Consider the following 23,097-nt stretch of genomic DNA (forward strand, 5'->3'; position numbering starts at 1 on the left):
GGGGGGCCGGTGTCAGGGAATGCTGGCCCCCACCGCGGCGAGCGCGTCGGTGACCGGGTAGAAGAAGGTGGTGCCGCCGAAGCTGCAGTTGCCGCTGCCGCCCGAGGTCAGGCCCACCGCGTCACTGCCGGCGAAGAGCGCGCCGCCACTGTCGCCCGGCTCGGCGCAGACGTTGGTCTCGATGGTGCCGTAGACCGTGCCCTGCGGGTAGCTGACCGCGACATCGACGCCGGTCACCTCGCCGCCGTGCAGCCCGGTGGTGCTGCCGGAGCGCTCCACCGACTGGCCGACGACCGCCTCGGCGGCGCCGGTGATCTCCTGGGCGGTGCCGTCGTAGCGGTTCACCTCGCTCGGGTTGTCCGTGGCGCCGGTGTACTCGACCAGCGCGTAGTCCCCGCCGGGGAACTCGCCCTGGGTCATGGTGCCGATCGGCGAGCCGCCGGAGCTCTCGGCCCAGCCGCTGCCCACCGAGCCGCAGTGACCGGCGGTCAGGAAGCCGGCGGTGCCACCCGCCGTGACGTTGAAGCCGAGCGAGCAGCGGGCACCCGAGCTGTAGATGGCGTCACCGCCGGCGATGAACGGCTGGAACTCGCCCTCCACCGTGTTCAGGCTGGCGAGCCCGCCCAGCTCCTCGACCCCCGCCTGGATGGCGGCCAGGTCGGCGTCGGCGACCGTGGAGTCCACCTTGACCCGCACCTGGTTGCTCAGCGGGTCGACGGACCAGGAGGTGCCGGGCACGGCGAACGCCTCGACCTCGGTCATCACGCCGTCGAGGGTCTCCTGGCTGTGCTCGACCAGCCGCGCCTCGGCGCCGGCCGCCTCGACGGAGGCCACCGCCGCCTCGTCGACGACGTTGACCACCAGGGTCTGGGACCCGGCGTCGTAGTAGGTACCGGCGGTGGTGCTCGCACCCAGGTCGGCGACCAGGGTGCTGGCGAGGGTGCCGGCCTCGGCCGAGGACAGCACGCTCGGGGTGGTGGCCGGGTCCGCCGGGCTGGCGCTCGCTTGAGCGACGGCGAACGAGCCGGCGAGCAGGGCCGCGGCACTGGTGGCGGCGACGGTGATGCGCCGGGTTGACTTGCGTCGGTGTGTCACGCTCTTCCTCCTGTGGGGGTTGGAGCCTTCGCTCCGGAGTGAGCACGGACCTGGCCGGACCGATGGTCGATCCGTCACGTCCATGCCAAGCGGTACTGGCGAGTATTCCCATCACATCGGGGGCCACACAAGGACAAGTTCTTGCCCCGACCAGATCATCACACCAGTGCAGGTAATGCGGGTAAACCGTCCAGAACACTCCCGATTTTCCTACCGAGAGACGCACAGTCAGGGCCAAGGGGGGCGACCATACGGGCGCGCATGGTTCCGCGCGCCCCTGCCCGCACCACCGCGAGCTGTCCGAAAGTCACCCACCGAGGCGGCGGGCCACGCCCCAGCCGCCACTTCTCCGCGACCGAGCCTCGAAGACGCCTTCACACGCGCCCCCCGAACGCACCACTGCCCCCACCCGGTTCGGGTGAGGGCAGCGACGGAGGAGACCCGGGCGCCGGGTAGGCGCCGGGCGCCCGCTACAGGATGGTCGCCCCGTAGGCGTTGAGCGCCTCGACGACCGGCTGGAAGTACGTCGTGCCGCCGACGGTGCAGTTGCCGTTGCCGCCGGAGGTCAGGCCGATGGCGGTGTTGCCGGAGAACAGCGGGCCGCCGCTGTCGCCGGGCTCGGCGCAGACGTTGGTCCGGATCAGACCGGAGACGATGTCCCCGCCGCCGTAGTTCACCGTGGCGTTGAGGCCGGTCACGGTGCCGCCGGAGAGGCCGGTGGTGCTACCGCTGCGCTGCACGGACAGGCCGACCGTGGCGTTGGCCGCGCCGGTGATGTCGCGGGTCGTGCCGTTGTACAGGTTGACCACGCCGGGGCGCGCGACGGAGGAGTCGTAGCGCACCAGCCCGTAGTCGTTACCGGGGAAGCTGGAGCCAGCCGTCGGGCCGATGTAGGTGCTCAGCCCGGAGTTGGTGTACCAGCTGGGGAAACCCTCGGTGCAGTGGCCGGCGGTCAGGAAGTAGTCCGCGCTGCCGATCCGGACGTTGAACCCGGCGGAGCAGCGCCAGCCGGCGGAGGCGTAGATGGCGTCGCCACCCGCCAGGTAGCGCTCGAACGTGCCCTCGGTGCGCTCGATGGTGAGCGCGCCGGCCAGGTCACCGGCCTCCTCGGTGATCCGGTCGATCTCCGCCTCGGTCACCGTCTCGTCGACGGTCACGACCAGGGTGTTGGTCTCCGTGTTCACCTCCCAGGCGGTACCGCCGACGTCTGCGGCGAGCACCGCGTCGCTGGCGGTGGAGAGCTCGGTGGCGCTGAAGGCCCGGACCTCGTCGGCCTGGGCGGTGGCCGGCAGGGCGAAGGCGGCGGTGGCCAGCAGCCCGGTGGCGGCGGCGATCAGCCCGAGCCGGGAGCTGCGTCTGTGGGGACTGCGCTTCAAACTCACGAAACTTCCTCCAGTCGAGGATTCGGTGGCCCGTTGGGTAGCGAGCCGTGAGGCGTGGTCAGGAATCGGTGTGCATGCCATGACCCTGACAAGCGCTGGATGAATCTTCTTCACCGTCAACTCACTTGCCAAGAACGCCTTTCAGCCAGCCCCGCCACCCCCCTCACCCGGATGGCGGCATCCGCCCCACTTACTCTCCGTCAGCCGGCCGCTACCACATCCGCGCTGATGGGGAGGTACGTCGAATGCACCAGAACCGTCACGAAACTCGTAACAGCCAGGTATCCACATGGCACAACATCCGCATCATGGACGACCATAGACAGGCGGACAGCTGGATGCCGCGTCAGGAGAGGAGGCGACCATGGGATCGGTACGGAAGGCCAGCGCCTGGCTGGGCCTCGTCGACGACAGCGAGATGCGTTACTACGACGACGAGTACGCCGAGGGGCCCGAGCCCGGGGACAGCGCCACGCCCTGGACCACCGACCCGCGGCTGCGGGTCGCGGCCCGGGCGGCCGAGGAGCAGGGCAGCCGGATCGCGATGGTCACCCCCGAGAACTTCCGGGACGCCCGCCGGATCGGCGAGCTGTTCCGGGACGGCATCCCCGTGGTGATCAACCTGACCTCGCTGGAGACGGCGGACGCCAAACGCGTGGTGGACTTCGCCGCCGGCCTCAACTTCGGTCTGCGCGGCACCATCAAGCGGGTCGCCCACCGCGTCTTCCTGCTCACCCCGGCCACCTACCAGGTGGTCTCGGGCGGCCCCCGGCCGGAGGACAACGACGGCTTCTTCAACCAGAGCTGACCGGGGCCCGGCCCCACTCCCGAAGGCGCCGGCCGGCGGACCCCCGCCGGCCGGCGCCTTCGCCTGCTCAGCCCCGGAAGGCGTCCAGGCCGGTCAGCGCCTTCCCCAACACCAGCTGGTGCATCTCGCTGGTGCCCTCGTAGGTGAGCACCGACTCCAGGTTGGCCATGTGCCGCAGCACCGGGTACTCGTACGAGATCCCGTTGGCGCCCAGCACCGTCCTGGCGGTCCGGCAGACCGTCAGCGCCTCCCGGACGTTGTTCAGCTTGCCGAAGCTGACCTGTTCGGGCAGCAGTGTCCCGGCGTCCATCCGGCGGCCCAGGTGGTGCGCCAGCAGCAGCCCCTTGTGCAGTTCGAGCGCCATGTCCGCGAGCTTGGCCTGGGTGAGCTGGAAGCCCCCGATCGGCCGGCCGAACTGCTCCCGGGTCCCTGCGTACCCGAGGGCCGCCTCCAGGCAACTGCGGGCGGCGCCCAGCGCCCCCCAGACGATGCCGTAACGGGCGTGCGCCAGGCAGCTCAGCGGACCACGCAGGCCGCGCGCCTCGGGCAGCACGGCGGCGGCCGGCAGCCGCACCCCGTCCAGCACCAGCTCGCTGGTCACCGAGGCGCGCAACGAGCCCTTGTGGCGGATGTCGGTGGCCGCGAAACCGGGCACGTCGGTCGGCACCAGGAAGCCCCGCACGCCGTCCTCGGCCCGCGCCCAGACCACCGCCACATCGGCCAGCGAGCCGTTGGTGATCCACGTCTTGCGTCCGGTCAGCAGCCAGCCGTCGCCGTCCCGTTCGGCCCGGGTGGTCATCCCGGCCGGGTCGGAGCCGTGGTCCGGCTCGGTCAACGCGAAGCAGCCGATCAGCTCGCCGGCCGCCATCCCGGGCAGCCAGCGGCGGCGCTGCTCCTCGGCGCCGAAGCGGCGGATCGCGTACATGGCCAGCGAGCCCTGCACCGAGACCAGCGAGCGGATGCCCGAGTCGGCGGCCTCCAACTCCAGGCAGACCAGCCCGTACTGGACCGCCGAGGCGCCGGCGCACCCGTAGCCGTCCAGCGACATGCCCAGCGCCCCGAGGCCGCCCAGCTCCCGCGCCAGGCCGCGCGGGTCGTCCACCGAACCGCGCTCGTACCAGTCGGCGATCCGCGGCAGCACCCGGCTGGCCGCCCAGCGTCGGACCGTGTCCCGCACCGCCAGGTCCTCGGGGGTCAGCAACTCGTCCAGACCCAACGGGTCGGCGGGGTCGAAGGACGCGGCAGGGGTCATGGCGGGGCGGCCTTTCGCGAGGTGGACGCGGCGCCGCAGACGTTACGGGCGGGTAACCCGGTGGGGCAAGGCCGGGCCGTCCGGCGGGGCGTCCGGCGTCGGCACGGCGCGCACCAGGCCGCGCGGCAGCCGGAGCGCCACGAGCGCGCCCAGCGCCAGCAACCCGGCGCTGACCAGCAACGTCATCCGCAGTCCGTGCACGAACGCGTCCCGGGCCGCGGCGCGCAACGCCTCCGCCGCCGGCGGGGCCAGCCGGTCGGCCACGGTGAACGCCTCGCCCAACGAGTGCGCCGCGGCCCGCGCGTCCGCCGCCTGGACCCCGTCCACGTCGCGCACCGCCGGCCCGTAGAGCGCGTTCATCACGCTGCCCAGCAGCGCTATCCCCAGGCCGGCGCCGAACTGGTAGGCGGTCTCCCCCACCGCCGCCGCCTCACCCGCCTGATCCGCCGGCGAGTCACTGAGCAGCGACTCGTAGGCGCCGAACAGGGTGGTCTCAAGTCCGAAGCCCAGCAGCACGAAGCCGGCGCCCAACAGCAGCGGCCGGTCGGTGTCGTCCAGCCCGGTGAGCAGCAGCACCGCCAGCGCGGTCAGCACGAACCCGCCGGCCACCATGGTGCGCGGCCCCAGCCACAGCAGCATCCGGGAGCCGAGCAGCCCGGCGCCGACGGCCGCCACGCTCAGCGGCAGCAGCCGCAGACCGGTCTCCAACGGTGAGAGCCCCAGCACCAGTTGCAGGTACTGGGCGGCCACCAGCGCCAGGCCGACCAGCGCCAGCACGGTCAGCACCACACAGCCGGCCGAGGCCCCGAACGCCGGCCTGGCGAAGGCCGACAGGTCGAGCAACGGCCGCTCGGCGGCCCGCTGCCGGCGGACGAACGCCCACAGCAGCAGCGCCCCACAGCCGGCGGCCAACAGCGTGCCAGGGGTCGCCAGATCGCCGCCGCCGGTCCGCTTGACCGCCAGGATCACGGAGAACAGGCCGCCGGCGGCACACAGCGCGCCGGTGACGTCGAACGGCCGGTCGTCCACCCCGCCCGACTCCGGCACCAGCAGCCGGGCGACCGGCAGGCACAGCGCCATCAGCGGCACGTTGACCAGGAAGACCGAGCCCCACCAGAAGAACTCCAACAGCAGCCCGCCGAGCAGCGGGCCGATCGCCGCGCCCACCGCGGCGACCGCGCTCCAGATCCCGATGGCCAGCGCCCGCTCCCGCCGGTCGGGGAAGACCTGCCGCAGGATGGAGAGGGTGGCCGGCATGATCATCGCGCCGCCCACGCCGAGCAGCGCGCGGGCCAGGATCAGCGTCAGCGGCCCGCCGGCCAGCGCCGCCAACGCGGAGGCAGCTCCGAAGCAGGCGTAGCCCAGCAGCAGCACCCGGCGACGGCCGAACCGGTCGCCCAGGGTGCCGAAGAGGATCAGCAGGGAGGCGCAGACCAGCGGATAGGCGTCCACGATCCACAGCAGCTCGACCCCGCTCGGCCGCAGGTCCTCGCTGACCGCGGGGACCGCGACGTGGAGCACCGTGGCATCGACGGCGACCAGGAACAGGCTGACGCACAGCACCACCAGGACCGTCCAACGGGTCCGTTCCGTGGTGCCGGCACCGGGGTGGGTGGGCCCGGGCATCCGTGCACCTCTCCCGCCTACGCGCCGCAATCCCTCGCCGCCCCGGGGGAACCCCGGCTGCGCGGGCGCGGGCGGAGGCGGGGAGGGCAGACGGGGAGACAGACTACGGCAGCCTCCCGCCGGCCACCGGCCACACCCGTTCCGTTCACCCTCCGGCGCCCACGGAAAAAGCAGATGAACGGGCCTGGGAAATGTCGTCGGACGTCTTATCCACGGCGCCGGAATTCGTAAAGCCCGTCGAAACTCCAATGCCGATTCGGCACCGGGCACATCACATCGCCATTACGAACGCGGGCCACGGGAGGAAGCGCCGTAACACGGGCGGTAATCTTGCGAGAGTGCGCATCGACCGATTCTTCGCCCGCCTGGAACAGGAGCCGCGTCCACCCGACGTGCCGACTCCTGTTATGAGCCGCACCCGCCTGGGGCTGCTGTGGCTCACCGCCGGCATCTACGCCGCCATCGTGGCGGCGGTCTGCGTCACGTCCTGGCTGGTCCGGCTGGACTGGCAGGTCATGCTCTTCCGCCCCTACAAGCAGTGGCCCGAGCTGCACGCCTTCCTGGACTACTTCGTGGTCCTGGGCCAGCGCGGGCCGACCGCGGTGCTGATCGCCGCCTGGCTCGGCTGGCGCTGCTGGCGGCAGCGGACGCTGCGCCCGCTGCTGGTGCTGGCGAGCGCGCTGCTGCTGCTCAACCTCTCGGTCGGCGCGGCCAAGTTCGGCATGGCCCGTGAGGGCCCGCACTACGCGACCACCATCGGCTCGAACGAGATGTGGCTGACCGGGGATATATTTCCCTCGGGTCACACCGCCAACGCCGTTGTGACCTGGGGCATCCTGGCCTATCTGGCCACCACCCCGACCGCCCGCCGGACGCTCTCGGTGATCGCCTCGGTCTTCGCCCTCGGCGTCGGCACCACCACCGTCTACCTCGGCACCCACTGGGTGAGCGACGTGCTGCTCGGCTGGGCGGCCGGCCTGCTGATCCTGCTGGCGCTGCCCTGGTGCGAGCCGTTGATCACCAAGACCAACACCACCGTGCTGCGCTACTGGGACCGCGCCCGCCGGACGCGGGTGGCCCCACCCGAGGAACGGCCGGCGGCCGGCACGCGCCCGAAGCCGCTGCCGGTCACGCCCCTGGACGACGAGCCGCGGCCGCACCCGCAGCCCGCGGTGGCCGGCGGCCGGGCCGGCGCTGGCCGGCTGGCCAAGGCCGCGGGGCGGTCGGCCGGCGCGTCCCGGCCCTACCCGAGCCACCCGGAGCAGCCGGTCGGCCCGGCCGGCCGGCGCTGAGCCCGGCCGGGCCGGGCGGGGTCAGCCCCGCCAGCAGCGCACCACCGCGCCGTCCCGGACCGCGAAGTTCAGCCGTCCCGGCATGAACTCCATGGTGACGATCGCGTCCGGGGCCAGCTGGCGGACGGTGCGCCAGCCCCGGCCCCTGGCCAGCTCGGCGGCCTGTTCGGCGACCATGCCGACATAGGCCTCTGGCTCGTCGTCCGGTGACTTCGGTGGCGGGGGCAGGGATGGCATGGCCACACCGTACGGCCTCCCCCCGGCCGCCCGGAAGTCCCGTCCGGCCCCGCGAACTGTCACGCTTGTGTCACAACCGGGGCCGCCCTACGGCCATTAGGGAAAAGTGCGCGTTCTGTGATGACGGCCCCCGGAATAGCGCCGGCGACGTCACCCCCAGGCGTTCTCAGTCGGTTTTTCCGACCACCCTAACGACACCATTCCGCACACCGGACATTCACGTTTTAGGTGAACCTCGGTGAACGGCTGGTTTATGCCGGCTGTCCGGATCGCGACGGCCGGGGGGCGGCCGGGCGGCGGCCGGTTTCCCCCACGTTCGGGACGGCTTCGGCCACCCTCCCGCCCGCAGCGTGACCCGGGCGCGCCCCGCGCCGTTGAGCACGGGGCACCCGCCGCGGAAGGCGGGCAGAACCCGAACCGAGGAGCGACCGTGTCCCCCTTGCTCGACGTCAGCGACGACGTACGCGCCGAGATCGGCGACGAAGAAGCCGAACGGCTGCTCGCTGGCGAGAACGCCCCCGGCGCCTACGACTGCACGTCCTGCCGCACCCCCGGCAACACCACGCAGGAGCGCACCAGCACGGTGCTGTTCGTCGGGGGCGAGACGGCCGTGCTCGCCTTCGCGCACGCCTCCTGCATTCCCTCCCAGGTGGTCGCCGTCTCCGAGGAGCAGCTCCAGGGAGCGGTGCGGTCCATCACCAGCCAGGGACAGTCGGCCCCCGGCGGCGAACAGCCCGCCCCGAACCAGGCCGTGCTCGGCGTCACCTGCGGCCAGATCCTGATCGAGGACGAGGTCTACCCGGCGATCGTGGTGGAGCCCACCGCCCCCATCGTGCGGCCCGGCTCCCAGGGCCCGGGTGACGACTTCCTGCCGCTGCTGATCGAGGCCGGCTTCATGCCGGTCACCGCCGTCTCCACCGCGCCCTCCCGGCTGGCCGGCTGGTCGGTGCTGCTGGCCATGGGCAAGCTGCACGCGGTGCTCCAGAGCGACCCGGCCGGCGGCGACGCCAGCGCCTGGTGGCAGGCGCACGAGCCGCTGTCGGTGACCGAGGGCTGGCGGGCCAGCGCCAACCAGCGGCAGACCGTCCTGGTCTACGCGGCGCCGGCCGGCACCATCGGCCAGCAGCCGCGGGAGGACCTGCTGCGGGAGGCGCTGGAGAAGGCCGCCGCCGGCGGGCTGCTGGTGGCCGCGGCCATGCCGCTGGCCGGCACCTGAGCCGCCCCGGCCCGCCCGCCGGCCGGGCCCGCGCGGGCGGGCGCCGGCCGGCGGGCGGGCCGGCGACCGGCTGGGGCGAACGAGTACACCGCCGGTCACAAGCCGCATCCGGGGCGGATTCCGGTCGTTGGTTGGGCGTGCACCCTTACGAACCCCAGCGAACCGCGCAGTCCCTCCGGCCCACCCCCATCCCCGGCATGCGGGCCTCCTACGAACGGACGGCCGGCGGCTCGGCCACCCCGATCTACGACTCGCTGTGCGCCGAGTACCGCCGGCTGTTCCGGGCGCTGCCCGGGGACCGCGCCGGCGAGGAGGAGCTGCGCTTCGTCGGGTTCAACACCATCCGCGGTGTGGGGGTGGGCAGTTGGCCCCACCTGGAGTACCGGCCCGGGATGGTGGCGGCCCGGGCGGAGCTGCCTCCCGGGCGGTCCGACACCGCCCGGGATGGCTGACCTGGCGGCCGGGGTCGCCCCCGGCGGCCGGGCCTACTTCTTCCGGCCGCGCTTCTCCCGCACCCGCACCGACAGCTGGATCGGGGTGCCCTCGAAGCCGAACTCCTCCCGCAGCCGCCGCTCCACGTACCGGCGGTAGCTGGCCTCCAGGAAGCCGGAGGCGAAGAGCACGAACCGCGGCGGCCGGGTGCCGGCCTGGGTGCCGAACAGGATGCGCGGCTGCTTGCCGCCGCGCACCGGGTGCGGGTTGGCGGCCACCAGCTCGCCGAGGAAGCTGTTGAGCCGCCCGGTGGGCACCCGGTACTCCCAGCTGGCCAGGGCGGTCTCGATGGCCGGCACGAGCTTCTCCAGGTGCCGCCCGGTGCGCGCCGAGACGTTGACCCGGGGCGCCCAGCGCACCCGGACCAGCTCCTGCTCGATCTCCCGCTCCAGGTAGTAGCGGCGCTCCTCGTCCAGCGTGTCCCACTTGTTGTAGGCGATCACCAGCGCCCGGCCGGCCTCCACCGCCATGGTGATGATCCGGGTGTCCTGCACGCTGATCGGCTCGTTGACGTCGATCAGCACGACCGCCGCCTCCGCCTTCTCCAGGGCCGCCGCGGTGCGCAGCGAGGCGTAGTAGTCGGCCCCGCCCTGGAGGTGGGTCCGGCGCCTGATGCCGGCCGTGTCCACGAACCGCCAGGTCCGGCCGCCCAGTTCGATCAGCTCGTCCACCGGGTCCCGGGTGGTGCCGGCGGTGGCGTCCACCACCACCCGGTCCTCGTTGGCGACCTTGTTCAGCATCGAGGACTTGCCCACGTTGGGCCGGCCGATCAGGGCGATCCTGCGGGGGCCGCCGACGATGTCGCCGAAGGTCTGGGCCGGCGCCTCGGGCAGCGCCGCCAGCACCGCGTCCAGCATGTCGCCGGTGCCCCGGCCGTGCAGCGCGGAGACCGGGTGCGGCTCGCCCAGGCCGAGCGACCACAGGTAGGCCGCCTCGGCCTCCATGGTGGGGCCGTCCACCTTGTTGGCGCAGAGCACCACCGGCTTGCCGGCCTTGCGCAGCAGCTTGACCACGGCGACATCGGTGTCGGTGGCGCCCACCGTGGCGTCCACCACCAGCACCACCGCGTCGGACGCCTCGATGGCGAACTCGGCCTGCGCGGCCACGGACGCCTGGATGCCCAGCACGTCCTGCTCCCAGCCGCCGGTGTCCACCAACTTGAAGCGGCGGCCGGCCCACTCGGCCTCGTACGTCACCCGGTCCCTGGTCACCCCGGGGCGGTCCTCCACGACCGCCTCGCGGCGGCCCAGGATCCGGTTCACCAGGGTCGACTTGCCGACGTTCGGCCGGCCGACGACGGCCAGCGTGGGGAGCGGCCCGGAGGCCGCGTCGGCCAGCTCGCTCTCGACCTCGTCGGCGTCGAAGCCCTCCTCGGCGGCGATCCGCAGGAACTCCGCGTAGTCCCCGTCGCCGAGCGCGCCATGACCCGCCAGCTGGCCGTCGTGCGGCCCGGGCTCGGCGCCCGGGTGGTTCTGGTCGTTCATGGCGTTACGTCTACCTCGTCCGTCGTCGGTGAATGGTGCCGCGGCGCGCGCGGGGCGCGCCGTCAAGTGTGGCCTACCGGCCGGTGGCCCGCCGGGCCGACCGCAGGTGGGCGGCCAGCCGGGCCCGGATGTCGGCCGTCGCCTCGTCCAACGCCGCGCGGCCCCGGCGGCTTCCCCTGGACCGGCGCACCGCGAACGGCTCCCCGAAGACCACGTCCACCCGCCCGCGCAGCGGCGGCAGCGGCCGCAGCAGCCGGCCGGGGCGGTCGCTGCCCAGCACGGCCACCGGCTGGACGGGCGCCCCTGACCGCAGCGCGAAGTACGCCAGCCCGCCACGGACCTCGGCGAAGTCGCCACGCCCCCGGGTGCCCTCGGGGAAGACACCCAGCACCTGCCCGGCGTCGAGCACCGCCAGCGCCGCCCGGACCGCCGCCAGATCGGTCACCGCCCGGTCCACCCGGATCTGCCCGGTGCCCCGCAGCACGGCGCCGAGCGGGCCGACGAAGGCCTCACGCTTGACCAGGAACCGTACCGGACGCGGCGCGGTGCCCAGCAGCAGCGGCCCGTCCACGTTGTGCGCGTGGTTGACGGCGAGGATCAGCGGGCCGGCCGACGGCACCCGCCAGGCGCCCAGCGTCCGCGGCCGCCACGCGGTGTGGACCACGCCGCGGGCCAGCCGGCGGCCGGCCGCGGCGCCCCGGGCGCCCGGTGGGGTCATCGTGGCCGCCGCCCCCGCTCCTCGATGAGGGTCACCACGCACTCGATGACCTGCTCCAGGGTCAGCTCGCTGGTGTCCACCTCGGTGGCGTCCGCCGCCTTGGCCAGCGGCGAGGTCTTGCGGCCCGAGTCGGCCGCGTCCCGGCGGAGCAGCGCCTCCCGGGTGGCGACGACATCGGCGCCGGCCGCGGCCGGCCCGCCGGAGCGGCCGGTCAGCTCCGCGCTGCGCCGGGCGGCCCGCACCTCGGGGGAGGCGGTCAGGAAGATCTTCAGGTCCGCGTCCGGCAGAACGGTGGTGCCGATGTCCCGGCCCTCCACCACGATCCCCTCCGCGGCCTCGGCCGCGATCGACCGCTGGAGCTCGGTGATCCGGGTCCTGACCTCGGGCACCGCGCTGACCGCGCTGACCGCGCCGGTCACCTGCTGCCCCCGGATCGGGGCGGCCACGTCGGTGCCGTCCACCGTGATGGTCGGCGCCAGCGGATCGGTGCCGGAGACGATGCTCGGCTTGTCGGCGGCGGCGGCGACCGCCGCGGCGTCCTCGACGTCGATTCCGGCGTGCAGCATCCACCAGGTGATGGCCCGGTACTGGGCGCCGGTGTCCAGGTAGCGCAGGCCCATCCGCGCGGCCACCGCCTTGGAGGTGCTCGACTTGCCGGTGCCGGATGGGCCATCGATGGCGACGACGACGGGAGTTGCAGCCACGGCGGTGGACACCTTTCGCAGAACGGGACGGGAACGGGGCACCAGCACCCGGAGCACGGGCTCCCGCCAAGCGCACGCACCACGGCGGTATCGGGCGGCCGGCCCACCCCGAAAGCCTACCGGCCCCACGGCGGCACCCGACCAGCCCCCGGGGCCGCCGGCTACCCCCGGACGCCCCAGCCCCGCTCGCGGAGCGCGGCGGCGAGCACCGGCGCCGCGGCCGGCTCCACCATCAGCTGCACCAGCCCGGACCGCTGGCCGGTGGCGTGCTCGATCCGGACGTCCTCCACGTTGACCCCGGCCCGGCCCGCGTCGGCGAAGATCCTGGCCAGCTCGCCCGGCCGGTCGCTGATCGAGACGACGACCGTCTCGTAGCTGGCCGGCGCCGCGCCGTGCTTGCCCGGCACCCTGGCCCGCCCGGCGTTGCCGCGCCGCAGCACCGCCTCGATGCCGGCGGCGCCGTCGGCGCGCTTGGCCTCGTCGGCGGACTCCAGGGCGCGCAGCGCGCCCACCGTCCGCTCCAGGTCGGCCGCGACCTCGGCCAGCACGTCGGCGACCGGGCCCGGGTTGGCCGACAGGATCTCGATCCACATCCGCGGGTCGGAGGCGGCGATCCTGGTGACGTCCCTGATGCCCTGCCCGCACAGCCGCACCGCGGCCTCGTCGGCCGGCGCCAGGCGGGCCGCGACCAGGCTGGAGACCAGCTGCGGGGTGTGCGAGACCAGGGCGACCGCCCGGTCGTGCGCGGCGGCGTCCATCAGCACGGGCACCGCGCGGCAGAGCGCGGCCAGCTCCAGGCCCAGGTTGAGCACCTCGGTCTCGGTGTCCGCGGTCGGCGTGAGCACCCAGGGCCGGCCCTCGAAGAGGTCGGCCGAGGCGGCCAGCGGCCCGGACCGCTCCCGGCCGGCCATCGGGTGGGTACCCAGGTAGCCGCGCGGGTCCCCGCCGAGCGCCACCAGCTCCCGCGCCGGCCCCGCCTTGACACTGCCCACGTCCAGGTAGCCGCGGGCCACCCCGCGCCGCTGCGACTCGGCGACGGTGGCGGCCAGCACCGTGGGCGGCACCGCGACCAGGGCCAGCTCCACCGGCCCGTCCGGCGCCTCCTCGGTGCCGGCACCGAGCGCGGCGGCCGTCCGGCGCTGGTCCGGGTCCCGGTCCTCCAGGTGGACCCGGACCCCGCGGGCGGAGAGCGCGAGGGCGACGGAGGTGCCGATCAGGCCGCAGCCGATGACGAGGGCGGTGCGCATCCCTCCAGCCTAGCCGCCGGCCACCGACCCGCCGGCCGGGTCCCGGCAGCCGGTCAACGGCCGGGGTCAGCGGCCGGCCAGGGGGCAACGGCCGGTCAGAGGCCGACCTCCCGCATCAGACGCCCCACCTCGGTGTTGGTCATCCGCCGCAGCCAACCGGACTTCTGGTCGCCCAGCACGATCGGCCCGAAGCCGGTGCGGACCAGGCGCTCCACCGGGAAGCCGACCTCGGCGAGCATCCGCCGCACGATGTGCTTGCGCCCCTCGTGCAGGACCACCTCCACCAGGTAGTTCTTGCCGATGTTCTCCACCACCCGGAACTGGTCGGCCCGGACGTGCCCGTCCTCCAGCTGGATGCCCTCCTTCAGGCGCTTGCCCAGGTCCCGCGGGATCGGGCCCTGGATGGCCGCGAGGTAGGTCTTGGTCACCCCGTACCTCGGGTGGGTCAGCCGGTGGGCCAGCTCACCGTGGTTGGTGAGCAGGATCAGCCCCTCGGTCTCGGTGTCCAGCCGCCCCACGTGGAAGAGCCGGGTCTCCCGGTTCTGCACGTAGTCGCCCAGGCACTGGCGGCCCTCCGGGTCCTCCATCGCGGAGACCACGCCGGCCGGCTTGTTGAGCGCGAAGAACAGGTGCGACTGGCTGGCGATGGTCAGCCCGTCCACCTTGATCTCGTCCTGGTCCGGGTCGACCCGGCGGCCCTGCGAGGTCACGATCCGGCCGTTCACCTCGACCCTGGCCTGGTCGATCAGCTCTTCGCAGGCCCGCCGCGAGCCGAGCCCGGCCCGGGCCAGCACCTTCTGGAGCCGCTCGCCCTCGGGCTCGGCGAAGGTCTTCGGCAGCCGGCTGGCCGGCTTGTCCGCGTGCCGCTCCCGGTTCCGCTCCTCGATCTGCGCCTCGTACTCGCGCGACCTGGCGGGCGCCGCCGGCCGCCGCCGGGCGCCACCGGCCCGGCCCCGGCCGCCGCCCTGGCCGCCACGGCCGTCGGAACGGCCGCCACCGCCCTGGCCACCACGACCGTCGGGCCGACCGCCGCCCTGGCCACCACGACCGTCGGGCCGACCGCCGCCCTGGCCGCCGCGACCGTCGGAGCGGCCGCCACCGCCCTGGCCGCCGCGGCCCGCGGACTCGCCCTGGTTGTAGCGGCGCTCCTCCGGGCGAGGCCGACCGGCGCGCTGCTGCCGCTCGTCGCGGTTGTTGCCCGCGCCCCGGTTGTTCCGGTTGGTGTTCCGGTCGGTCCGGTTGTTCCGGCTGCTGTTGTTCCTGCCGCTGCTTCGCATCAATGATCCGTTGGGGAGTCGCCGCTGTCGTCTGCATCTACGTCGAACGACGGCACCCCTTCCTGGCTCTCCCCCTCGACCTGGTCCGCCTCGGGAAGGAAGGGCGCCAGCTCGGGAAGCTCGTCCAAGCCGCGCAGGCCCATCCGCTCCAGGAAGTAGTGCGTCGTCACGTACAGGATCGCACCTGTTTCGGGTTCGGTGCCCGCCTCGGCCAACAGACCCCGCTGGAGCAGGGTGCGCATCACGCCGTCACAGTTCACGCCACGGATCGCGGAGACCCGCGAGCGGCTGACCGGCTGGCGGTAGGCGACCACCGCCAGGGTCTCCAGCGCGGCCTGGGTGAGCCGGGCGTGCTGGCCGTCCAGCACGAAGCCGTCCACCACCGAGGCGTAGGCGGCGCGGGTGTAGAACCGCCAGCCGCCGGCGACCAGCCGCAGCTCGAAGCCGCGGCCGTCCGCCGTGTACTCGTCGGCCAGCTCACGCAGCGCGTCGGCGACCGCCCGCCGGGGGTGGCCCAGCACCTTCGCCAGGTGCTCCTCGGTCGCCGGCTCGTCCACCACCATGAGCACCGCCTCCAGGGCCGGCTTCAGCGCCACCGGCTCGGGGGCCTCGGGCTCCGCCGGCCGGGGACCCGTCGCGGGAGGTGGCGGCCCCGTGCGCTCCGGCGTCTCGTGCGTGGTCATCCCGCTCCCTCCTCGTCCCCGGCGGCGCCGGCCGCCTGGTCGAACTCGTCACTGACCAGCGCGCGCCCCGGCGCCGCACCGCTCCATCGCACCAGCAACGGGCCCAGCGCCTCGTCCTGTTCGAGCGCCACGGCCCGCTCCCGGTACAGCTCGAGCAGCGCCAGGAACCGGGCCACCACGGTGAGCGTGTCCGGGGCGTCCCCGGTCAGCTCGGCGAAGGTGAGGGCGCCGGCCGCGCGCAGCCGGTCCACCACCACCGCGGCCTGCTCCCGCACGCTGACCAGTGGCGCGTGGATGTGGTCGACATAGACCTCGGGCTTCGGCTTCGGCCGCATCGCCTTCACGGCGAGCCGCGCGAAGCCCTCCGGGCCGATGCTGATCACCACGTCCGGCAGCAGTTCGGCGTGGTGCGGCTCCAGGCCGACCGTCCTCGGGTGCCGGGCGGCCTCGGCGGCCAGCCGGTCGGCGAAGATCTCCGCGACCCGCTTGAAGGCGCGGTACTGCAACAGCCGGGCGAAGAGCAGGTCCCTGGCCTCCAGCAGCGCGAGGTCGGCCTCGTCCTCCACCTCGGCGGTGGGCAGCAGCCGCGCCGCCTTGAGGTCCAGCAGGGTGGCCGCCACCACGAGGAACTCGGTGGTCTGGTCGAGGTCCCCGTCCGGCCCCATGGCCCGCAGGTGGGCGAGGAAGTCGTCGGTGACCCGGGAGAGCGCGACCTCGGTGACGTCCAGCTTGTGCCGGGAGATCAGCTGGAGGAGCAGGTCGAACGGCCCCTCGAAGTTCGCCAGCACCACCCGGAAACGACCGTCGTCGGCCTCCGCCGGCTCCGCCCCTGCCTCCGGCGGAGCGGGAGCCTCCGGCGGAGCGGGCGGTCCGACATCCGCCGGCGCCGGCCGCGCCGGCGGAACGCCGTCGCCCGGCGCCGGCTCCGCCGGTACGGCGCCCGCTGACGGCTCGGGGCGCCCCGCCGGCGCCGGGACAGGCGCGGCCAGCTCGGCCGCCGCGTGCGGCTCCGCGGGGCCCGCATCGGCGGCCGGCCCGGCGGCCGGCTCGGCCGCCCGCCGCGCGGGGGACGTCGCCGGCCCTCCTTCCCGCTCCGGGCCCCGTTCCGGATCCGGCGTACCAACGCCCGCCGGCCGGTCGGCCGGGGCGGCGTCCGGCACCGCTGCCGGGTCGGCTTCCGTCGGTGCGGGGTGGGCATGCTGGGGAGCCGCCTCGGCGGGCGGCGGGGTGGGGCCTTGGCCCAGGGGGCGGCGGCGGGGGGTGGGCGGGGTCATCGCCGGGCAGGTTACTCCGCACCGACTCGGGCCAGAGCGCGCGCCGCGCGGTCAACCACGGTCGGCAGGGGTCAGCCTCGGTCACCCACGGCCGGCCGGCACCGCGCGCGGCGCGCACCACCGACCGCCCCCGCGGACAGCGGTCCGGCGGCCCGGCCGCTCAGCGACCGCGCAGGCGGCGGACCAGGATGCTGGCGTCGCCCCGGGACTCAAGGTCGGCGAGGACCACGGCGACCGCCTCGCGCACGATGCGGCCCCGGTCCACCGCGAGCCCGTGCTCGCCGCGCAGGACCAGCCGGGCGTGCTCCAGGTCCATCAACTCCTCGGCGGAGACGTAGACGGTGATCTTCTCGTCGTGCCGCTCCCGGCCGCTGGGCCGGCGCCCCGCGCCCCGGGCCTTTCTGGGGGTGGCGGGCGCCCCGGCCCGGGCGCCGGGGCCCTTGGCCGGCGGCCCGCCGCCGGTCCTGGCCTGGCCGTCCCGCTGGGGCTGGCTGGGCACCGGGGCCTCGCGCCCCGAGCGCTCGCGCTCCGGCTTGGCGCGCGGCGCCCGCGCCGCGCGCCCGTCCCGCGCGCCGCCGTCCGCGCCCTCCTCGGGCGCGTCGGGCCCACCCGGCTCGCCCGACTGCTCGGCGGACGGCGCCGGTTGGGGCTCCGCCGCGGGGGTGGACGACTGGACCGCCGCCCCACCGGTACTACGGAACAGTTCGTCGGCCGCCGGCAGGCTCACTCGGCGTGGCACCGGGCGAGCACCTCCCTGGCGAGCTGTCGATAGGCCGCCGCTCCCACCGAGTTGGACGCGTAGGTGGTGATCGGCTCCCCGGCGACGGTGGTCTCGGGGAAGCGGACGGTGCGGCCGATGACCGTGTGGTACACGTTGTCGTCGAACGCCTCGACCACCCGGGCGAGCACCTCACGGCTGTGCACCGTGCGCGAGTCGTACATGGTGGCCAGGATGCCGTCGAGCCGCAGCTGCGGGTTGAGCCGCTCCTGCACCTTCTCGATGGTCTCGGTCAGCAGGGCCACCCCGCGCAGCGCGAAGAACTCGCACTCCAGCGGCACGATCACCTTGTGGGCCGCGGTGAGCGCGTTCACGGTGAGCAGGCCGAGCGAGGGCTGGCAGTCGATGATGATGTAGTCGTAGTCGCTGAGCAGCGGCTGGAGGGCGCGCTGGAGGGTGGACTCCCGGGCGACCTCGCTCACCAGCTGCACCTCGGCGGCCGACAGGTCGATGTTGCTCGGCAGCAGGTCCATGCCGGCGACCGCGGTCTTGAGCAGCACCTCGTCCGGGGCCATGCCCCGTTCCATCAGCAGGTTGTAGACGGTGAGGTCCAGCTCCATCGGGTTGACCCCGAGGCCGACCGAGAGGGCGCCCTGGGGGTCGAAGTCCACCAGGAGCACCCGGCGGCCGTACTCGGCCAGCGCCGCGCCCAGGTTGATGGCGGAGGTCGTCTTGCCCACGCCGCCCTTCTGGTTGCACATGGCGATGACCTTCGCCGGGCCGCGCTCGGTGAGCGGTCCGGGGATGGGGAAGTACGGCAGCGGCCGGCCGGTCGGGCCGATCCGCTCCCGGCGCTGCCTGGCCGCGTCCGGCGCGATGGTGGCCGCGTACTCGGGGTCTGGCTCGTACTCCGCGTCCGGGTCGTAGAACTGCCCGTCCGGGAGGTCTTCGTAGTCGGGGTAACGGTCGGACTCGCCGGCCGTTCGGTTCGCTGTTACGGCACCGGCCTGGCGGCCGTCCGTGCTCTGATGCGCTGTCATGACGGTTGGCTCTGGTGGGTTGCGAAGGTATGAACAGCGACGGAGCCGTTGCCCGTCGAATCCGAGGCGTTCGGACGCCGCTCCGGGACATCTGGCTGTGTCCCACCGGGAGTAATTATCGACTCATTCACAAGTCGGCTTACCTCCTTGGGGACCAGGGAACTTCTAGACAGAGTCAGCGTTGCACCATGCCGACGTTTGGCGACTCTATGGCGTGTCGGCCGTCCACAGCAACACAATCCACCGGACCGGCACGGATGTGTCGGCCATCGAACAATCGCTTGTCAAGGGCTCATGCTTCGCGAGCCGGGGCATTGCGCCCCCGCGAAACCGGCTAAATGACGACGTGAGCGCCGAGTTGGGGGCACGGGGGGCGCTGCCACGAAGCGCCCGAGTGGCTGAATCGACACGGTCACCGCACCCGTCGGTGTGACATTCCCGATGTTGACGCCGGGAGTTGACTCCGATGCCGCGCCGGCGCTCCGGCGACGTCAGGCAAGCGCCTCGGACGGTGCGGTGAAGGGCAGTTGGTGAGCCTCCGCGACCGGCCGGTAGCAGATCTGGCCCTCGTGCGTGTTGAGCCCGGCGGCCAGCCCGGGGCTGGCCCGGAGGGCGGAACGCCAACCCGCGGCGGCGAGTTGCGTGATGTACGGCAGAGTCGCGTTGGTGAGCGCGTGAGTTGACGTACTGGGCACCGCGCCGGGCATGTTGGCCACGCAGTAGAAGAGCGTGTCGTGCACCGGGAAGGTCGGCTCGGCGTGGGTCGTCGGCCGGGAGTCGGCGAAGCAGCCGCCCTGGTCGATCGCGATGTCGACAAGGACACTTCCCGACCGCATCCGGGCCACCAGGTCGTTGCTGACCAGCTTGGGTGCCCTGGCGCCCGGGACCAGCACCGCGCCGATCACCAGGTCGGCCGCGAGCACCTCACGCTCCAGCGCCAGGGCGGTGGAGGTGACCGTGCGCACCCGGGTGCCGAACGTCCGGTCCAGCTCGCGCAGTTTGGTGGTGTCCTTGTCCAGGACGGTGACCTCGAAGCCCATGCCGACCGCGATCTGGGTGGCGTTCCAGCCGGAGACGCCGGCGCCGATCACCACCGCCCGGCCCGCCGGGCTGCCGGGCACGCCGCCGGGCAGCACGCCCCGGCCGCCGGCCGGGCGCATCAGGTGGTAGGCGCCGACCTGGGTGGCCAGCCGGCCGGCCACCTCCGACATCGGCGCCAGCAGCGGCAGCGTCCGGCCGGCCTCGACCGTCTCGTAGGCGATGGCGGTGGTGCCGGCGGCCAGCAGCGCCTCGGTGCAGGCACGGGAGGCGGCCAGGTGCAGGTAGGTGAAGAGGGTCAGGTCCTTGCGCAGCCGGTGGTACTCCTCGGCCACCGGCTCCTTGACCTTCAGCAGGAGTTCGGCCTCGGCCCAGACCTGGTCGGCGTCGGCCAGCACGGTGGCGCCGGCGGCGACGTACTCCTCGTCGGGGATGGCGGAGCCGAGGCCGGCCCCACGCTCCAGATAGACCTGATGACCACCGCTGACGAGCTCGTGCGCACCGGCCGGGGTGATGGCCACGCGGAACTCGTTGTTCTTGACCTCGCGGGGGATACCAACCTTCATGTCGATCACGGTCCTTGCGTCGCGAAGGGGCACTACCTGGCCATTCTAATGAAGGGGGTAGCGCTGTCCAGCCTTGCTTTCAGTTAATCGATCGGACGCTTCGGCTGTGTTTCACAAGTGCTTCGCTCGGGGATCACACCGGGTTCCGCGCCCGGGCCGCCCTCCGGCGTGGGCTCCGGCGCGGGCCGCCGACCGCCCTCCGGCGTGGGCTCCGGCGGCTGCTCGGCCGCCGGCTCCGGGCCGCTGACGGCCAGCAGCTGCTCGGCCACCGCCCGGTGCACCGCGGCCGTCTCGACCCGGCCCAGCCGGTCGGCCGCGTCGGCCAGCCGCAGCCGCAGCGCGGCCTGCAACCGCTGGTCCCCGGTGCCGGCCGCCAGCCGAAGCGCCTCCCGGCCGGTCCGCTCCGCCTCGGTGAACTCCCCGGCGTACTCCAGCACCCGGGCCGCCTCGGTGAGCGAACGGGCGTAGGCGTGCGCGTCACCACGCCTGCGGTGCCCGACAGCCGCCGCCCGCCAGGCGCGCAGCGACGCGTCCAGCTGGCCGTCGTAGGAGAGCACCGCGCCGATCCGGCCCTGCAGCCTGGCCTCGGCGGCCAGGTCGTCCCTGGACTGGGCGAGCGCCACGGCCCGCCCGTACCAGTCGGCCGCCCGCTGCCAGTCGGCCAGCTCGGCGTAGGTGCCGCCGATCGACTCCAGCGTCCGGCCCACCGCCAGCGGGTCGGCCGCGTCGCCCTCGGCGCGGCTGACCTCCAGGGCGGCCCGGTAGCGGGCCAGCGCCTCGGTCAGCCGCCCGGTGCGCGCGTCCAGGTCGCCCAGGTTCAGCAGGGCGGCGGCCCGCTCCCTGGTCAGGCCGAGCCGCTCGGCCACGCCGAGCACCAGCTCGTGCAGCCGGTACAGCTCGGGCGCCGCCGCGTCGGCGCCGCGGTGCGCGATCAGCGCCCGGGTGAGCGCCGCCACCAGCCGCCGGGCGAGGGTGTCCAGCTCGCCGTCGGCGACGACCAGCCGGGCGGCGGCCAGCAGCCCGGGCAGCCGGCTGGTCAGCCAGTCGGCGGCGGCCGCCGGCTGCTCGAAGCGCAGCGCGCGCGGCAGCTCGGCCAGCCATCTGGCGGCCGGCGAGCCGGCCGGCTCGGTGCTGGCGTGGCAGGCCCGCAGCTGTCGCACGGTGCGCTCCAGCATCCGGGCCCTGGCCAACAGCACCTCGGCCGGTCGCTCGTGGGCGCGCAGCAGCGCGGCCAGCAGCGGCCCCAGGCAGTCCGGCACCCGGTACTGGGAGCCGGGCCCGGGCAGCGGGCGCAGCAGCCCGAACGCGGCGAAGTCGGCGAGCAGGGTGCGGGCCAGCCCGATGGGCGAGCCGGCCAGGGCGGCGGCGACATGGTCGTCGACCAGCCCGCCGGGGGCCAGCGCCAGCAGCCGCAACAGCCGGGCGGCCGGCCCCGGCAGCGCGCCGTGCACCAGGCCGAAGGCCCGGCGCAGCGGCAGGTCGGCCGGGTCGGCCGGCCGGCCATCGTCGGGCGGCGGCAGCTCGTCCGCGGCCACCGCGATCCGGCGGACCGCCTCGGCCAGGGTGTGGTCCGGGTGCAGGGTGAGCCAGCCGGCGGTCAGCACCAGCGCCGCCGGCAGGTCGGCGCACAGCTCGGCGAGCCGGTCGGCGGCGCCCGGGTCGACGGTGCCCCGCACCGGCCCGGCGCCGCGCTCCAGCAGCCGGACCGCGTCGGGCCGGTCCAGGCCGCCCAGCACGCAGGGGCGGACGTCCGGCACGCCGGTCAACGGCCCGCCGGCGACGGCGAGCACCACGCAGTCGCGGTTGTCGGGGACCAGCTCGGCCAGCTGCTCGGCGCTGGCCACGTCGTCCAGCAACAGCACGGCCGCCCGCTCGTCGAGCCGCTCCCGCAGCAGGTCGGCCAGCTCGGCGTCGCCGCCGCCGGCCGGCGCCGTGGCGCCGAGCTGGCCGAGCAGCTCGCGGGCGACCCGCTCGACGGCGACCGGCTCGCCGCCCGGCTCGGTGAGCCGGGCGGCGAGCAGGCCGGCCGGGTAGGCGCCGCGCGCGACCAGCTCGGCGGCGAACGCGCCGGCCAGCGCCGACCTGCCGGTGCCCGGCCGGCCGGCGACCAGCAGGACCCGGCCGCGCGGCGCGGGACGACCGGCGAGGGTGTCGAGGCCGGCCCGCCGCAGCTCGGCCCGCAGGCTCACCAGCTCCCGGCGACGGCCGAGGAACTCCCCGCCGTCAGTGACCGTCTGTTCCGTCACATCCGTCACGGGGTGAGCGTATGCCAAGGCCCCGGGACGGCTCGGTCAGGACACGTCAGCTCGGGAACGGGCGGGCCGGCCAGGGCGACTCGGCCGGCCGGAGCGCGGCCAGGCCGGCCCCCGCGACCGCCGCCTGATAGGCGAGCACGCCGGCGACCAGGCAGCTGTTGTGCAGCTCGCCGGCGAGCACCCCGCGGGCCAGCTCGGCCACCGGCACCCGGGCGTGCCGCATGTCGGCCTCCTCGTCGGAGACCTCGAACCGCTCCCCCTCGGCCGCGGACAGCTCCCGCGCCAGGAAGATCCGCACCGCCTCGTCGCTGCCGCCGGGCGAGGTGTAGATGTCGGCCAGCACCCGCCAGTCCTCGGCCTTGACGTGCGCCTCCTCGTACAGCTCGCGCTGCGCGGCGTGCAGCGGGTTCTCACCGGGGACGTCCAGCAGGCCGGCCGGGATCTCCCAGAGCCGGTGCCGCACCGGGTGCCGGTACTGCTCGATCACCACGGCGTGCTCCCGGTCGTCCAGCGCGAGCACCGCGACCGAGCCGGGGTGGACCTGGTAGTCGCGGTGCACCAGGCTGCCGTCGGGGAGGCGCACCTCGTCGGAGCGGACACTGGTCTTCTTGCCGGTGAACGGGGTGGCGGTGGCGGTGACGGGCCAGGCCACCGGGGAGTCGACAAGCGGCGTCGTGGGCTGTTCGGTCATGC

21 protein-coding genes are annotated in these 23,097 nt (G+C 74.4%); 4 read left to right on the plus strand and 17 right to left on the minus strand.

Annotated features, from left to right (window positions below; all coding sequences use genetic code 11):
• Positions 1–12: 12 nt before the first annotated feature.
• Positions 13–1,095 (minus strand): S1 family peptidase, encoded by a 1,083-nt coding sequence (locus RM844_RS26570; RefSeq protein ID WP_394814598.1) that lies wholly within the window; start codon positions 1,093–1,095, stop codon positions 13–15.
• Positions 1,096–1,565: 470 nt separating this feature from the next.
• Positions 1,566–2,477 carry a S1 family peptidase gene (locus RM844_RS26575; protein WP_311669935.1) on the minus strand — a complete coding sequence of 304 codons (912 nt, stop codon included), beginning with the start codon at positions 2,475–2,477 and terminating at the stop codon, positions 1,566–1,568.
• A 364-nt stretch (positions 2,478–2,841) separates the two neighbouring features.
• Between RM844_RS26575 and RM844_RS26580 the strand changes: the two genes are divergently transcribed.
• The gene (locus RM844_RS26580; protein WP_311669936.1) at positions 2,842–3,285 is read left to right on the plus strand and encodes a cell division protein SepF; all 444 of its coding nucleotides are present in this window, start codon (positions 2,842–2,844) and stop codon (positions 3,283–3,285) included.
• 67 nt (positions 3,286–3,352) lie between these two features.
• Here the strand turns inward: RM844_RS26580 and RM844_RS26585 are convergent, their stop codons facing one another.
• Both RM844_RS26585 and RM844_RS26590 read right to left on the minus strand, forming a co-directional pair.
• The gene (locus RM844_RS26585; protein WP_311669937.1) at positions 3,353–4,537 is read right to left on the minus strand and encodes an acyl-CoA dehydrogenase family protein; all 1,185 of its coding nucleotides are present in this window, start codon (positions 4,535–4,537) and stop codon (positions 3,353–3,355) included.
• Between the two features lie 42 nt (positions 4,538–4,579).
• Positions 4,580–6,163 (minus strand): MFS transporter, encoded by a 1,584-nt coding sequence (locus RM844_RS26590; RefSeq protein ID WP_311669938.1) that lies wholly within the window; start codon positions 6,161–6,163, stop codon positions 4,580–4,582.
• A 338-nt stretch (positions 6,164–6,501) separates the two neighbouring features.
• Here RM844_RS26590 and RM844_RS26595 point away from each other — a divergent pair, with 338 nt between their 5' ends.
• Entirely contained in the window at positions 6,502–7,455 is a 954-nt protein-coding gene (locus RM844_RS26595; protein ID WP_311669939.1) for a phosphatase PAP2 family protein, read from the plus strand.
• A gap of 21 nt (positions 7,456–7,476) precedes the next feature.
• On the opposite strand, the gene RM844_RS26600 is transcribed toward RM844_RS26595, so the two are convergent.
• The gene (locus RM844_RS26600; RefSeq protein ID WP_311669940.1) at positions 7,477–7,692 is read right to left on the minus strand and encodes an I78 family peptidase inhibitor; all 216 of its coding nucleotides are present in this window, start codon (positions 7,690–7,692) and stop codon (positions 7,477–7,479) included.
• Between the two features lie 430 nt (positions 7,693–8,122).
• On the opposite strand from RM844_RS26600, the gene RM844_RS26605 reads away from it, so the two are divergent.
• Complete coding sequence (locus RM844_RS26605) at positions 8,123–8,908, plus strand: hypothetical protein (RefSeq protein WP_311669941.1); 786 nt, start codon at positions 8,123–8,125, stop codon at positions 8,906–8,908.
• Between the two features lie 197 nt (positions 8,909–9,105).
• Positions 9,106–9,360, plus strand: coding sequence for a hypothetical protein (locus RM844_RS26610; RefSeq protein WP_311669942.1), 255 nt, complete (start codon positions 9,106–9,108; stop codon positions 9,358–9,360).
• A gap of 33 nt (positions 9,361–9,393) precedes the next feature.
• Here the strand turns inward: RM844_RS26610 and der are convergent, their stop codons facing one another.
• The 12 genes from der to RM844_RS26670 all read right to left on the minus strand — a co-directional run bounded on the left by der (position 9,394) and on the right by RM844_RS26670 (position 23,095).
• Positions 9,394–10,884, minus strand: coding sequence for a ribosome biogenesis GTPase Der (gene der, locus RM844_RS26615; protein WP_311669943.1), 1,491 nt, complete (start codon positions 10,882–10,884; stop codon positions 9,394–9,396).
• 73 nt (positions 10,885–10,957) lie between these two features.
• Positions 10,958–11,602 (minus strand): lysophospholipid acyltransferase family protein, encoded by a 645-nt coding sequence (locus RM844_RS26620; RefSeq protein ID WP_311669944.1) that lies wholly within the window; start codon positions 11,600–11,602, stop codon positions 10,958–10,960.
• Complete coding sequence (gene cmk / locus RM844_RS26625; protein WP_311669945.1) at positions 11,599–12,306, minus strand: (d)CMP kinase; 708 nt, start codon at positions 12,304–12,306, stop codon at positions 11,599–11,601. Before cmk ends, RM844_RS26620 begins: the two co-directional genes overlap by 4 nt.
• A gap of 161 nt (positions 12,307–12,467) precedes the next feature.
• Positions 12,468–13,553: a prephenate dehydrogenase gene (locus tag RM844_RS26630; RefSeq protein ID WP_311669946.1), complete on the minus strand. Its 1,086-nt coding sequence runs from the start codon at positions 13,551–13,553 to the stop codon at positions 12,468–12,470.
• A 95-nt stretch (positions 13,554–13,648) separates the two neighbouring features.
• A complete protein-coding gene (locus RM844_RS26635; protein WP_311669947.1) occupies positions 13,649–14,830 on the minus strand; it encodes a pseudouridine synthase in 1,182 nt (393 codons plus the stop codon).
• On the minus strand, positions 14,830–15,513 hold the full coding sequence (gene scpB, locus RM844_RS26640; RefSeq protein ID WP_311669948.1) for an SMC-Scp complex subunit ScpB: 684 nt from the start codon (positions 15,511–15,513) through the stop codon (positions 14,830–14,832). The genes RM844_RS26635 and scpB overlap by 1 nt, the downstream gene beginning before the upstream one ends.
• A complete protein-coding gene (locus tag RM844_RS33635; RefSeq protein ID WP_394814599.1) occupies positions 15,510–16,787 on the minus strand; it encodes a segregation and condensation protein A in 1,278 nt (425 codons plus the stop codon). The genes scpB and RM844_RS33635 overlap by 4 nt, the downstream gene beginning before the upstream one ends.
• 160 nt (positions 16,788–16,947) lie before the next feature.
• Positions 16,948–17,526 (minus strand): single stranded DNA-binding domain-containing protein, encoded by a 579-nt coding sequence (locus tag RM844_RS26650; protein ID WP_311669949.1) that lies wholly within the window; start codon positions 17,524–17,526, stop codon positions 16,948–16,950.
• A complete protein-coding gene (locus RM844_RS26655) occupies positions 17,511–18,545 on the minus strand; it encodes a ParA family protein (RefSeq protein WP_311669950.1) in 1,035 nt (344 codons plus the stop codon). Before RM844_RS26655 ends, RM844_RS26650 begins: the two co-directional genes overlap by 16 nt.
• A 491-nt stretch (positions 18,546–19,036) precedes the next feature.
• Complete coding sequence (gene ald, locus RM844_RS26660; RefSeq protein WP_311669951.1) at positions 19,037–20,149, minus strand: alanine dehydrogenase; 1,113 nt, start codon at positions 20,147–20,149, stop codon at positions 19,037–19,039.
• A gap of 83 nt (positions 20,150–20,232) precedes the next feature.
• Positions 20,233–22,395, minus strand: a complete 2,163-nt coding sequence (locus tag RM844_RS26665; protein WP_449657334.1) for a tetratricopeptide repeat protein — start codon at positions 22,393–22,395, stop codon at positions 20,233–20,235.
• Between the two features lie 55 nt (positions 22,396–22,450).
• Positions 22,451–23,095: an NUDIX hydrolase gene (locus tag RM844_RS26670; protein ID WP_311669953.1), complete on the minus strand. Its 645-nt coding sequence runs from the start codon at positions 23,093–23,095 to the stop codon at positions 22,451–22,453.
• Between the last annotated feature and the right edge of the window lie 2 nt (positions 23,096–23,097).

This window comes from Streptomyces chisholmiae (assembly GCF_031845445.1).
Taxonomy (GTDB): Bacteria; Actinomycetota; Actinomycetes; order Streptomycetales; family Streptomycetaceae; genus Streptomyces; species Streptomyces chisholmiae.

Excerpts from the sequence above, each read along its gene's own strand:
- RM844_RS26580 (WP_311669936.1), top strand. The coding sequence starts at position 2,842 with ATGGGATCGGTACGGAAGGCCAGCGCCTGGCTGGGCCTCGTCGACGAC.
- RM844_RS26585 (WP_311669937.1), bottom strand. The coding sequence starts at position 4,537 with ATGACCCCTGCCGCGTCCTTCGACCCCGCCGACCCGTTGGGTCTGGAC.
- RM844_RS26590 (WP_311669938.1), bottom strand. The coding sequence starts at position 6,163 with ATGCCCGGGCCCACCCACCCCGGTGCCGGCACCACGGAACGGACCCGT.
- RM844_RS26600 (WP_311669940.1), bottom strand. The coding sequence starts at position 7,692 with ATGCCATCCCTGCCCCCGCCACCGAAGTCACCGGACGACGAGCCAGAG.
- RM844_RS26610 (WP_311669942.1), top strand. The coding sequence starts at position 9,106 with ATGCGGGCCTCCTACGAACGGACGGCCGGCGGCTCGGCCACCCCGATC.
- der (WP_311669943.1), bottom strand. The coding sequence starts at position 10,884 with ATGAACGACCAGAACCACCCGGGCGCCGAGCCCGGGCCGCACGACGGC.
- RM844_RS26620 (WP_311669944.1), bottom strand. The coding sequence starts at position 11,602 with ATGACCCCACCGGGCGCCCGGGGCGCCGCGGCCGGCCGCCGGCTGGCC.
- RM844_RS26630 (WP_311669946.1), bottom strand. The coding sequence starts at position 13,553 with ATGCGCACCGCCCTCGTCATCGGCTGCGGCCTGATCGGCACCTCCGTC.
- RM844_RS26635 (WP_311669947.1), bottom strand. The coding sequence starts at position 14,830 with ATGCGAAGCAGCGGCAGGAACAACAGCAGCCGGAACAACCGGACCGAC.
- scpB (WP_311669948.1), bottom strand. The coding sequence starts at position 15,513 with ATGACCACGCACGAGACGCCGGAGCGCACGGGGCCGCCACCTCCCGCG.
- RM844_RS33635 (WP_394814599.1), bottom strand. The coding sequence starts at position 16,787 with ATGACCCCGCCCACCCCCCGCCGCCGCCCCCTGGGCCAAGGCCCCACC.
- RM844_RS26655 (WP_311669950.1), bottom strand. The coding sequence starts at position 18,545 with ATGACAGCGCATCAGAGCACGGACGGCCGCCAGGCCGGTGCCGTAACA.
- ald (WP_311669951.1), bottom strand. The coding sequence starts at position 20,149 with ATGAAGGTTGGTATCCCCCGCGAGGTCAAGAACAACGAGTTCCGCGTG.
- RM844_RS26670 (WP_311669953.1), bottom strand. The coding sequence starts at position 23,095 with ATGACCGAACAGCCCACGACGCCGCTTGTCGACTCCCCGGTGGCCTGG.